At 44.9% G+C, this 12168-nt stretch carries 13 protein-coding genes; 1 reads left to right on the forward strand and 12 read right to left on the reverse strand.

Annotated elements, in window-relative coordinates:
- Positions 1-2: 2 nt before the first annotated feature.
- From FHW36_RS00550 to rsmA, 4 genes are all read right to left on the reverse strand, one after another.
- Positions 3-392: an HIT family protein gene (locus tag FHW36_RS00550; protein WP_145660575.1), complete on the reverse strand. Its 390-nt coding sequence runs from the start codon at positions 390-392 to the stop codon at positions 3-5.
- 87 nt (positions 393-479) lie between these two features.
- Positions 480-953: a transcription elongation factor GreA gene (gene greA / locus FHW36_RS00555; RefSeq protein WP_145660578.1), complete on the reverse strand. Its 474-nt coding sequence runs from the start codon at positions 951-953 to the stop codon at positions 480-482.
- Between the two features lie 181 nt (positions 954-1134).
- Entirely contained in the window at positions 1135-2064 is a 930-nt protein-coding gene (locus tag FHW36_RS00560; protein WP_145660581.1) for an NAD(P)-dependent oxidoreductase, read from the reverse strand.
- Positions 2061-2816 (reverse strand): 16S rRNA (adenine(1518)-N(6)/adenine(1519)-N(6))-dimethyltransferase RsmA, encoded by a 756-nt coding sequence (rsmA, locus tag FHW36_RS00565; protein WP_145660584.1) that lies wholly within the window; start codon positions 2814-2816, stop codon positions 2061-2063. The genes FHW36_RS00560 and rsmA overlap by 4 nt, the downstream gene beginning before the upstream one ends.
- 128 nt (positions 2817-2944) lie before the next feature.
- Between rsmA and pdxA the strand changes: the two genes are divergently transcribed.
- Positions 2945-4006 carry a 4-hydroxythreonine-4-phosphate dehydrogenase PdxA gene (gene pdxA, locus FHW36_RS00570; RefSeq protein WP_145660587.1) on the forward strand — a complete coding sequence of 354 codons (1062 nt, stop codon included), beginning with the start codon at positions 2945-2947 and terminating at the stop codon, positions 4004-4006.
- 108 nt (positions 4007-4114) lie between these two features.
- Here the strand turns inward: pdxA and FHW36_RS00575 are convergent, their stop codons facing one another.
- The 8 genes from FHW36_RS00575 to atpB form a co-directional block, all read right to left on the reverse strand.
- Complete coding sequence (locus tag FHW36_RS00575) at positions 4115-4414, reverse strand: winged helix-turn-helix domain-containing protein (RefSeq protein WP_145660593.1); 300 nt, start codon at positions 4412-4414, stop codon at positions 4115-4117.
- Positions 4415-4498: 84 nt separating this feature from the next.
- Entirely contained in the window at positions 4499-5149 is a 651-nt protein-coding gene (locus FHW36_RS00580; RefSeq protein WP_145660602.1) for a tetratricopeptide repeat protein, read from the reverse strand.
- Positions 5150-5159: 10 nt separating this feature from the next.
- A complete protein-coding gene (locus FHW36_RS00585) occupies positions 5160-7316 on the reverse strand; it encodes a TonB-dependent receptor (protein ID WP_145660608.1) in 2157 nt (718 codons plus the stop codon).
- 143 nt (positions 7317-7459) lie between these two features.
- Positions 7460-9037 (reverse strand): F0F1 ATP synthase subunit alpha, encoded by a 1578-nt coding sequence (gene atpA, locus FHW36_RS00590; RefSeq protein WP_145660611.1) that lies wholly within the window; start codon positions 9035-9037, stop codon positions 7460-7462.
- 81 nt (positions 9038-9118) lie between these two features.
- Positions 9119-9679 (reverse strand): ATP synthase F1 subunit delta, encoded by a 561-nt coding sequence (gene atpH, locus FHW36_RS00595; RefSeq protein ID WP_145660614.1) that lies wholly within the window; start codon positions 9677-9679, stop codon positions 9119-9121.
- A gap of 57 nt (positions 9680-9736) precedes the next feature.
- Positions 9737-10231 (reverse strand): F0F1 ATP synthase subunit B, encoded by a 495-nt coding sequence (atpF, locus tag FHW36_RS00600; RefSeq protein WP_145660617.1) that lies wholly within the window; start codon positions 10229-10231, stop codon positions 9737-9739.
- A gap of 119 nt (positions 10232-10350) precedes the next feature.
- Positions 10351-10608 (reverse strand): ATP synthase F0 subunit C, encoded by a 258-nt coding sequence (gene atpE / locus FHW36_RS00605; protein WP_089758700.1) that lies wholly within the window; start codon positions 10606-10608, stop codon positions 10351-10353.
- Positions 10609-10704: 96 nt separating this feature from the next.
- Entirely contained in the window at positions 10705-11853 is a 1149-nt protein-coding gene (gene atpB / locus FHW36_RS00610) for a F0F1 ATP synthase subunit A (protein ID WP_186452260.1), read from the reverse strand.
- Between the last annotated feature and the right edge of the window lie 315 nt (positions 11854-12168).

The raw sequence follows: 12168 nt of genomic DNA on the forward strand, positions 1-12168 counted from the left end.
ATTTATAAAGCAGCAACAATCTGTGCCTGTATCTCCTTAAATTCCTCTACAGACAACTTTAGCTTACTACGGGAAAAATTCATATCATCGGCCGAATTAATTGGAATCAGGTGCATGTGCGCATGCGGGACCTCCAGGCCAACCACACTAACGCCTATACGATTACAAGGCACTACCCGCTCAATAGCTTTGGCAATAGGTTTGGCAAACAGCAGCCATTCTTTCAGCAACTCATCCGATACATCGAAAAACTTGTCTGTTTCCGTTTTGCAGATAATCAGCGTATGCCCCTTTACCAGCGGAAAAATATCCAGGAAAGCATAGAACTGTTCATTCTCCGCTATTTTATAGCTTGGGATTTCCCCATTAATGATTTTTGAGAAGATGGTCATAGTAGATAGCTTAATCCAAAGTAAAAATAAAAAAGGGCTGCAATTGAATGCAACCCTGCAAATATCATGAAAAAGTGCCAGTAGCGCTTATGCAGTAATACTATCAATCTTAAATTTAATCTGCCCGTTAGGCGCCTGTACCTCCGCAATTTCACCTACATGCTTGCCTAATAGGCCCTTACCGATAGGAGAAGTAATGGATATCTTACCCGCTTTCAGATCTGCTTCGGTTTCAGACACCAACTGGTAGGTAACTGTCTTCTTATTAGCCATATTGGTAATGGTAACCTTACAAAGAATAGATACCTTGGAAGTATCAATAGCGGCTGCACTTACTATACGGGATGTGGCAATAGCGTTCTCCAGCGTGGCAATCTTAGCTTCATGTATGCCCTGCGCTTCCTTGGCGGCATCATATTCGGCATTTTCCTTCAAGTCACCCTTTTCTCTTGCTTCTGCAATTGCACGTGCAATCTCCGCTCTCCCCTTGGTTTTTAGTAAGGAAAGCTCACTCATCATTTGGTCCAGGGTTTCTTTCGTAACGTAATTTATGCCAGACATAACCTGCTGTGTTTTTTGGTTATAAGAAAAAAAAATCAACGCCTCCATTTTCACAGAAGCGTTGTTTACTGGTATTATCGCAAATATAATGAATTTATTATAAAGAAAAAACCCCTTCTCCCGGAATTAAATAAATTGAAAATCAATTATTTATCCCAGAACCACTACCTGTTTGACAGGCTTATAAAATGTTTAATTTCTCTAATACAATGCGGGCCATTTTAATGCTCGCCTGGTGCGAATAACCAGCTATATGCGGTGTTACCACCACATTGGGGGCTTTTAGCAGCCAGGCCAACTGGGCCTTCTCGTCTTCACTATAAGTATTTAATTTTTCATTCTCCAGCACATCCAGGCAGGCGCCGGCAATCACGCCTCCCTCTAAAGCCCCGATAAGATCCGGGATATTTACCAGCTTCCCCCTGGCCATGTTCATGAACCATACCGGCCGGGCAAAAGATTCAAAAAAGCCCGTATTACCAATATGTTTGGTTTCAGGTGTCAGCGGGAGATGTAAGCTGACTACATCCGCTTCCTGGAAAATCTGATCCAAAGTAGCTTCTTTCACCTCGCTGGTACCAAATCCTTTCTTATACTTATCATAAGCCAGGATGTTTACATCAAAGCCCTTCAGCTTATGCGCAAACGTGCTCCCGGTATTACCATAGCCGATGATGCCTACTGTTTTGCCATTCAGCTCATACCCCCGGTTGCCATCGCGTTCCCAAATCCCTTCTCTCAATTCCAGGTTGCTTTTCAGCACATTATTCAACAGGCAGAGCAACATACCTACTGCCTGTTCGCCTACGGCATCACGATTGCCTTCGGGGCTGCTCACGCAGTGAATACCCTTGCTTTCTGCGTATGGCACGTCGATCAGCTCCATACCGGATCCCAGGCGACCTATCCACTGCAATTCCCTGGCATGGTCAATAATATACTTATCTACCCGGATACGGGTGGTTACAATCAGTCCTACGCAATCGCCGATAGCGCTATATACTTCATCATAGGAAATAGCCGGTTGATAAATGACTTCAAAGCCTTTTTCTTCCAGCTGCTCAACTAAATACGGATGCGTTTTCGCGGTAACTAATACTTTCCTGCTCATATCATCTTATGGGATAATGCTGCAAAATCAGCCACAGTCAGTTCTTCTGCCCTTTTTGAAAAAATAGGATCCTGTGCTAACAGCTCCTTATCGAACATGGTTTTCAGCGGATTGCGCAGTTGCTTACGGCGCTGGCCAAAGGCTGTTTTCACCAGTACAAAAAATTTACGTTCAGAGGCAATATCTGCCGGCTGCTCCAGCCGGGTAAGGCGGATAACGGCAGATTTTACTTTAGGCGGCGGATTGAAGCAGTTTTCATGTACTTCAAACAAATATTCTATCTTATAAAAGGCCTGTAACAACACACTCAGGATACCATACTCCTTATTGCCATGCGGAGCGGCAATACGCTGGGCCACTTCCTTCTGGAACATCCCTACCACCACATCTACCTCCTGGCGCCAGTCCAGCACCTTAAACATAATCTGGGTGGAAATATTGTAAGGAAAATTGCCGATCATCTGGAACGGCCCTTCAAATGGCAGCTCAGCATCCAGTATGCTCACATTGATCAGCTTTCCCCGGATATCGGGATAGGTTTTTTCGAGGTACTGTACCTTTTCGGTATCCAGCTCTATCGCCTTAAAGTGAATACCTGGCAGTTGCAACAGGTACTTCGTAATGGCTCCCCCTCCGGGGCCCACTTCCAGCACTTGCTGGCCTTCTGTTACAGGTAACGACGCCACTATTTGCCTGGAGATGTTTTCATCCTTAAGGAAATGCTGGCCGAGTGATTTTTTTAGTGTATACATTGTGCAGCGCAAAGATAAAGCATTTATTAGCTTTTATTTCCCCTGCTTTTAAGGGATCCCCCACCAACTAAAAGGGGGGAAGCTATAGCCTAAAAGTGTATATTTGCCATTCATTGAGGCAATAAAGCATGAGTACCATCCAGCACAACAAACCGGTAATAGGCATCACCATTGGTGATATCAACAGCATCGGCGCAGAAATTATCATCAAAACGTTTATGGACACGCGTATGATGGAGTTTTGCACGCCGGTAATTTTTGCATCTAATAAAACCATCAACTTCTACCGGAAGCTGATGAATGAAAATAATTTCAACTACCAGAGCATCAAAGACTTCACCCGCCTGAACCACAAGCAGGTGAACGTATATAACTGCTGGGAGGAAGAAGTGCAGATTACCCCCGGAGTGTTGAATGAAACTGGTGGAAAATACGCCGCCCGGGCACTGGAAGTGGCCATTAAATCTATGAAGGAGGGCTTCATCAGTGGTCTGGTCACTGCACCTATCCACAAAAACAATATCCAGAGCGCCAATTTCAACTATACCGGTCATACCCCCTACCTGCGCGATGCCTTCAATGCCAAAGACGTTTTGATGTTCATGACTGCCGACAATATGCGCGTGGGGCTCCTCACAGAACATGTGCCCCTGGCGGATGTGAGTAAATATGTTACCAAAGAAAATATTCTCGGCAAATTAGCGCTGATGAGAGATAGCCTGGTAAAGGATTTCGGTATAGACAAACCACGTATCGCCGTGCTGGGCCTCAATCCGCATGCCGGTGATGAAGGTTTGATAGGCAAGGAAGAAATAGAACAAATCAGCCCTGCTATTAAACATGCCAAAGGGAATGGCATCCTGTGCTTCGGGCCTTATAGCGCCGATGCCTTCTTTGCCCGCGAAATGTTTAAACAATTCGACGGAGTATTAGCCATGTACCACGATCAGGGGCTGATCCCCTTCAAATCGCTGGCCAGCGGCAACGGTATCAACTATACCGCCGGATTGGGTATTGTGCGCACTTCTCCCGATCATGGTACCGCCTTCGATATAGCTGGTAAAAATCTGGCAGACCCTGAATCCTTCAGGCAAGCCATCTTCACCTGCCTCGATATCCTGGAGCAACGGGAAATTTATGCGGAAAATACCCGCAACCCCCTGAAGAAAACAGAACTGGCTTCTGAATAGCGGAAAGCCGAAAGCATAACGCGAAAAGCTATTATGGAGAATGATTAAAGCGAATGTCAATACTCGCTAAATTCTTCTCCATAATAGCTTTTCGCTTTATACTTTCCGCTATTTGCGTTTTCCCGCGTTCAGGTAAGACTGTATAGAGGCCACATAATCGCTAAAGGCCTTTTTCCCCGTAGCGGTGATCTTACAGATCGTTTGCGGATAATTCTCTTTAAACTGCTTTACCACCGTAATATAAGCTGCATCACGTAATTTATTAATCTGTACACTCAGGTTACCTGCCGTAGCATTCGTTTTCTCTTTCAACAGCGTAAATTCTGCTTCTTCCTCACTAATCAATATCGACATAATAGCTAGCCGCAATTGTGAATGTAGTACCGGGTCCAGATCTTTGAAGTCCATGTGCATAATTTTCTTATATAGCCACTTTGATATACCTGCAACGGAAACAAAATAACTAAATATCCAAAGAATTAAAACCTTTGATTAATTACTGGCTTTAGCCAACAGCATGCGAGTATACGGTTCTCCCCAATGTGGCGCAATATTACTTTCTGGTTTAAAGGCCGCAAACTTTGTCAACGCCAGCTCCAGGGCTGTTTTTGCACCAGACTTACTGCCACCCCATTGTTCCGGTGTAAACAATAATGATTGTCCCTGCAACATGTAAATACGCGGGTTCTCCGGGTTGTACTCCTTGGCTTGTTGCAATTGCTTAGCCGCTTCTGCGCCATACATTTGACCACGGGTCATAGGATCTACCGTTAATCGTGCAGTGGCCACCAAGGAGCGGATGCAGGCAATTTCAGAGTTCTTTGGACTCAATGACTCCGCCTTATCAAGATTCACTTCTGCCCTGTCCATCAGCGGATCCAGCTGACTTTTATCCTTCAGCATAAATCCCTGCATAACCTGCATATAAGCGGCATAATAGTAAGGCAACCATTGGCTTTGTTCTGCGTTGGCAATCCGCTCAAAAGTATTGCCCTTTTCCAACAGATGATCGGGGGTAAATGTGCTGCTGCTATCCAGGTCTGCAGTTTGTTTGGTCATAGCATCCATGTATTGGGCACTCTGGGCCATGGCGGCGGTAGCCATGCTACCGGTAAATAAAAATGCTAAAAAGAGACGTTTCATATGTGTGTTATTAGAGGTTATTAAGAACATCCTGTCTTCTGTCGATACCAAAATTCATAAACATGCCCAGGTAAATAAATCTTGGCACATTGGGCGTAATCTCATTCCGGCGTAATCCATCAGTAGAATAATGATAACCGAATACCTGCTTGTTACCAAGCGCATTGCTCACCGACAAAACAAATATGGTAAAGGCTTTGCGGATATTGGTAAGATAACTGGCGCTCACTCCCACTGCATTATAGGTCATCGTTTTTTCCGACATGAATTTGTCCACCGGTAAATTGGGATCATAATACGGACGCCCCGTAGCAAAGGTGTATGTTAAACCCAGGTTGGTACTGATTTTAGACAAGTAGTGTTTATATACAATACTGGCGGTATGATTGGCTGCAAAATCGGGCTGCACACGGAATGGATAATTCAGGTAATCTCTTTTAGTATCCAGGTAAGAATAGGAAATCCAGTAGTCCACATTCTTAAAAGTTTTGCGGTCGCGCCAGAATACTTCGATGCCTTTGGCATAGCCATCGCCATTGTTGTTATAGGAAGGCACAGTTTTAACCAGGTCTTTGTATTTTTTATAAAACACTTCCGTACGGAAGGTATAACTATTGGATATCCGCTGGAAGCTGGCAATATAGTGAGTGGCTTTCATATAGCCCAGGTAGTTATTGAAACGGAGATACTGGGGCTCCGGCTTCTGGTAATAGTCGCCATAGGCTAATGAAAATTGGCTGTAGTTATCGAATTTATAAGCAAGTGATACACGGGGCGCAAAGTTCATTTTTGCCAGTATAGAAGAATATTCAGCACGTCCACCCAGGCGTCCTACCAGGCTGGGGGTAATATAAATATCGCCCTCCGCAAAAGCTGCGGTGTAGTTATCCACGTAATTGGCCGTCTTTTCATTGAAGGAAGAGTTTTCGATGGCATACTGGTATTCTCCGCCAAATCTAACCACAGAAAAGCTACCCAGATTTTTATACAGCATTAGCTTCGACTGGCTGAGGGTAGATCGTACCTTGATCAGGGTAGGCGCTGGGTTCTTCAACAGCGTATCTGTATGAATATTATCCGTATTGATACTAAAGGAGGCCCCGGCATATAAGTGCCAATCATGCCCTATACTTTCGCGGTAAGTCAGATTCGTGTATACGTTATTGTTATGTACCTTAAAAGACTCCATATAGCCGGGGTATTCCAGGCTGTTGCTATTGAATCCCATTTTGGTCCAGTTGCCATATCCATAAAATTTAAGCATCCCGGTAGAAGAAGTCTTCCTCCGGAAATTGGCAGAAGTGCCAATAATTTCCGGTCCGAGGCTGGGTGTTTGTTTGGGTTTCACCACATTAAAGTAAGGCGCCAGGTTGGTATAATCCGCTTCCACACCGTAGGAGGTCTTTTTATCTTTTGTTAGTTTATCCACCCCTCCGTTTACCCCGATCACGGATAATCCCAGTGAAGAAGAAGAGCGGGTGGGCAGGTCGGTAGACTCCAATATCAGCGCCGACGACAAGGCCTGTCCATACTGTGCTGAATAGCCACCGCTGCTGAAGGTGGTACCTTTAAACAGGAAAGGGGAAAAGCGGCCACGGCCCGGAATATCTGGCAAGCTGGTTGAGAAAGGATTCCGTACCAACATACCGTCTATCAGTGTTTGGGTTTCATAGCCGGTGCCGCCGCGTACAAACAGTCCTTCCCGGTCGTTTGTTTGCTGGGCGCCCGGGAGCGTTTTGATAGCGTTTACAATATCAGCGCCTGCGCCGGCAGTAGTAACGATATCCAGGGGCTTAAGTACGGTTCCTTTTTTATCATCGCTGGCCTCAAAGCTACCGGCCGAGATGGTAACTACCCGCAGGGCGTTGATATTGTTCTTCAGTATGATGTTTATCGGTTCGGAGGCGCTTACGTTCGCTTTTAATTCCATGGGCTGGTAACCGGTAAAGGAGGCAGAAATGATCTGGTCGCCGGAAGCGCTGGTGGTAAAAGAAAAGGTGCCATCTGTTGCGGTGGTGGCCCCATCGTAAGTGCCTCTGATGGCAATGTTTACGCCTGCCAGCGGGTGCTTTTTGCTATCGGTTACCTTACCCGTCACTTTATTTTGTGCCAACGACACCAAAGGAAAGCAGATCAGCAGATATAGATAAAGGTTGAATTTCGACATATCAGGGATTAATTTGATGGAACAAAACTAAACTGGTTTATATTATAAACCAAAATTCTTACAGAAGATTCACCGAAATTAAAAAGGGCTTTACCGACAACGGTAAAGCCCTTCTATTCTATATTTTCAGCAAGATGTTTTGCTTATGCGAATCTGTGTTTCAGCTCATTAGCGAGTGTCACCATTTTCTTCAGACCATCTTCCGGCAGATTTCCTTTCTTGAATTCAGCCAGTACATCAGGCAGACGAACATCCATTTCGTTCAGGAATGCTTCTTCGAAAGCACGTACCTGTTTAACGGGAACATCGCGCAGCAGACCATTGGTACCGAGGTAGATGATAGCCACTTGCTTTTCAACCGGGAATGGGCTGAACTGTGGTTGTTTCAGGATTTCCACGTTACGGGCACCTTTGTCGATAACTGCTTTGGTAGCAGCATCCAGGTCACCGCCGAATTTGGAGAAGGCCTCCATTTCGCGGTATTGTGCCTGGTCGAGTTTCAGGGTACCAGATACTTTCTTCATGGATTTGATCTGAGCGTTACCACCCACACGACTTACAGAGATACCTACGTTGATCGCCGGACGGATACCTGCGTTGAACAGGTTACCTTCCAGGAAGATCTGACCATCGGTGATGGAGATCACGTTGGTAGGGATGTAAGCAGATACATCACTCGCTTGTGTTTCAATGATAGGCAATGCTGTCAGGGAACCACCACCTTTCACCAGGTGTCTGATAGATTCCGGCAGGTCATTCATTTGCTGGGCGATAGCATCATTATTGATAATTTTCGCAGCACGCTCGAGCAAACGGCTATGCAGGTAGAATACGTCACCAGGGTAAGCTTCACGACCAGGAGGACGTTTCAGCAGCAGGGATACCTCACGGTAAGCAACGGCCTGTTTAGACAGATCATCGTATACGATCAGTGCAGGACGACCCGAGTCACGGAAGAACTCACCGATAGCAGCACCGGCAAATGGAGCGTAGAACTGCAGCGGAGCAGGATCAGCAGCGTTTGCAGCTACAATGGTAGTATAAGCCATAGCGCCTGCTTCCTGTAATGTTTTCATTACACCGGCAACAGTAGATGCTTTCTGACCAATCGCTACGTATATGCAGTATACAGGTTTACCTGCGTCAAAGAATTCTTTCTGGTTGATGATGGTGTCGATACAGATAGCTGTTTTACCTGTTTGACGGTCACCAATTACCAATTCACGCTGACCACGGCCAACAGGAATCATCGCATCGATCGCTTTCACACCTGTTTGCAGCGGTTCTTTTACCGGTTCACGGAACAATACTCCTGGTGCCTTACGCTCCAGTGGCATTTCATACAGTTCACCTTTGATAGGGCCTTTACCATCAACTGGCTCACCCAGTGTATTGATAACGCGACCAATCACACCTTCACCCACATTAATGGATGCGATTTGTTTGGTACGACGCACTTTATCACCTTCTTTAATACCTGATGAAGCACCCATCAATACCACACCCACGTTATCTTCTTCCAGGTTCAGTGCAATTGCTTTTACACCATTGCTGAATTCAACGAGTTCACCGTAACCAACGTTACCCAAACCGTAAATGCGGGCAATACCATCACCCACTGACAATACAGTACCTACCTCTTCCAGGTCGGCAGAAGCATTGAAGTTGCTTAACTGCTGGCGCAATATCGCCGAAATTTCATCAGGTTTAATATCAACCATAATTATGATTTTAAAAAAAGTCGTTAGATAAATTTAGTATAACGACAACAGCTTTGCGTGTACGCAGCGGCTGCTGTATAATTAACGTATCTCGGATACGTAAATGTTCTTGGTAAATTGTTGTCTGATATCCTTCAGATCGCGCAGGATAGAAGCATCAAACAATTTATCATTGGTTTCCAGCACGAAGCCACCGATCAGATCGGCATTTACAGCTGTTTCCAACGCTATCTGCTGAGGAACTTCACTGGCTATTTTGGATTTGATTACATCCAGTGTAGCATTGTCCAGCGCCACGGCAGTAGTGATTTTTACAGCACTGATATTTTTCAGCACGTTGTACTGGCGCTGAAACTCAGTAGCAATTTCAGGCAATGCACTTTCACGGCCTTTGCTTACCAGGAGATTCAGGAAACTCAGTGTCGTTGTACTTACCCGTCCTTCCAGCACTGCTGCCAGGATCTTTTGCTTTTTATCAGCCTTAATGATGGGGCTCTTCAGCAAACTCACCACATCCGGGTTGCTTTTCATCACCTGTTGTAAGTACTGCATGTCGGTATGTACAGCTTCCACCTGGTTCAGTTCCTGTACCAGGTCTATCAATGATTTTGCATACCGGGATGCTAAACGGGGATTCTGCATATTTAAAAAAGCTTTTAGCCGTTAACTCTTTGCTGTTACCAGCATTCAGTTAATCTCTTAGTTCAATTTGATTTCTTCTGCCAGTTGTTTCACGTAACCTTCCTGTGCTGTTTTATCAGCCAGTTCTCTTCTCAGTACTTTTTCAGCAACTTCGATCACGAGGTTACCTACCTGGTTCTTTACATCCGTTAACGCAGCCATTTTCTGGTTTTCAATAGCGGTGTAAGCTTCACTGATGATTTTCTTAGCTTCAGCTTGCGCCTGAGTTTTTGCTTCGCTGATAATCATGTCCTTCGCGTCTTTTGCTTCCTTCAGGATCTTACTTCTTTCAGCTTTAGCTTCCGCCAGCACATGTTCGTGCTCAGCTTTCATCTGTGCCATTTCCTCTTTCACTCTTTCAGCAGTAGTAATGGAGTCAGTGATTGAATCTTCCCTTTCTTTCAGAGTAGCAAGGATCGGTTTCCAGGCAAATTTCTTCAGTATCAGGAAAACGATAACGAAAACGATAAACGAAAAAGCAAACAAGCCTAACGCGGGTTGCAACAGATCCATATAATTAGGATTTTATGATATTGTTATGTTGATATTTACAGATGTTGAATGAGCTGTGTTCAGCATAAAAATTTACTGCATCCATTGCCCTGTGCGCCGGATGCAGTAAGAAGTTTTGCTTACATAACTACCGCCAACAGACCAGCGATAACGCCGAAGAGGGCAACACCCTCAACCAGCGCAGCAGCCAGGATCATGTTTGCACGGATGTCGTTAGCAGCTTCTGGTTGACGAGCGATAGACTCCAGAGCGCTCTTACCGATGTTACCTACACCGATACCAGCAGCGATAGCAGCGATACCAGCACCAACAGCACCACCAGCTTTAGCCAGACCAGATGCAGCAGCAGCCTGCAATAAAATAGACAAAAGTGCCATAATGAATATGTATTTGAATTTAAAAAATTTCGTTTGTTCGTAAAAGCTCCAGCAATCTACTGTTCACTTTCAATCATTCCTGTTTAAAGGAGGAGATTAATGGTGATGTCCATCTTCATGATGAGCACCTTCCATCGCCTGGCCAATAAACACCGCAGTCAGGTTGGCAAAGATAAATGCCTGGATAAAGGCTACCAGCAATTCCAGCATCATCATTACCAGGTTGAAGGCAATGGATACCGGCATAAAGCCATAACCAATTCCGCGGTTCATAGAACCAAAAATAAATACCAGGCTGATAATGCTCAGAATGATAATGTGACCTGCCAGGATGTTGGCAAACAACCTGATCATCAGGGAGATAGGCTTGGTAAACACACCAATCAACTCCACCGGGGCGAGGATCAGCTTTACACCAAATGGTGCCGGAGGATTGAAGATATGACCCCAGAAATGCTTGTTGGTGCTAAACATAGTAGCAATAAAGCTGATAAGCGCCAGTGCCGCTGTTACCGCGATGTTACCGGTTACGTTGGCAGAACCAGGCAACAGTCCCAACAAGTTATTGATCAGAATGAAAAAGAATACAGTGAGAATAAATGGAGTGTATTTAGCGCTCCGGTGACCAGGAATATTTGGTTTTACCACCTCATCACGCATAAAGATGATAACCGGCTCAATCAGGCTCTGTAAACCTTTAGGCGCTTTCTTGGCGCCCCGGGTCTGGTAAGCCTTCGCTACCGTCAGCATGATCCAGGTCAGCAGGATGGCAGCAATCAGCATAGAGGTGATATTCTTGGTCATAGACAAATCATATACCTTCTCATTGGTCGGCATACCATTATCGTCTACGGCAATTACTTTATTGTTAGGATAAGTAGCTTCATCCAGCCCCTTCTCTGCACGGTAATGCGCATTTACCAGCTGGTAACCGGCATAAGGCTGATGTCCGTGCTCAAAACGGGATGACATAAACGCTGTAACACCATGTGTCGGAGAATACATAATTACCGGTAAAGGAATAACCACCGGGGTATGTTCACCCAGATCAAACAGATGCCAGTCATGTGCATCAGAAATGTGTCCGAAGAGCACCTCCTTAATATCAATCTTCTTGGACTCACCTTCGTCAGAGTGCTTTTCTTCACCTGCCACCGCAGCTGCTGCGTGTTCAGGGTGCGCCTCCTCAGCGTAGGAAAAATTACTAAAACTGTGAAGGCCTAAAACCATCACAAGTGCTACCATTCTATGTTTGAACCAATTGAAAGAAATCACCGTTTTCTGAAATTTTGCGCAAAGATAACCGTTTTTACTTTCAAAATTAAGCGACTACGAAAAAAAAGAACGATATATTGTAATTATATTGATAGCCAAGCCCTTGTAACTCCGTATTTCCCCCTTTTTCAATGAAAAAATTCTCAGAAAAGCGTCTGTTGCAAATGGTCATTCATATTTAAAAAATTATAATTTAAATATTTACGGTAACGTTCGGTTTATAATGGATCCTTTCTGGGAAATATTAAACAAAAAAGACAGCCAATGGCTGTCTTTTTTGTTTCT

Source organism: Chitinophaga polysaccharea (assembly GCF_007829335.1).
GTDB lineage: Bacteria > Bacteroidota > Bacteroidia > Chitinophagales > Chitinophagaceae > Chitinophaga > Chitinophaga polysaccharea_B.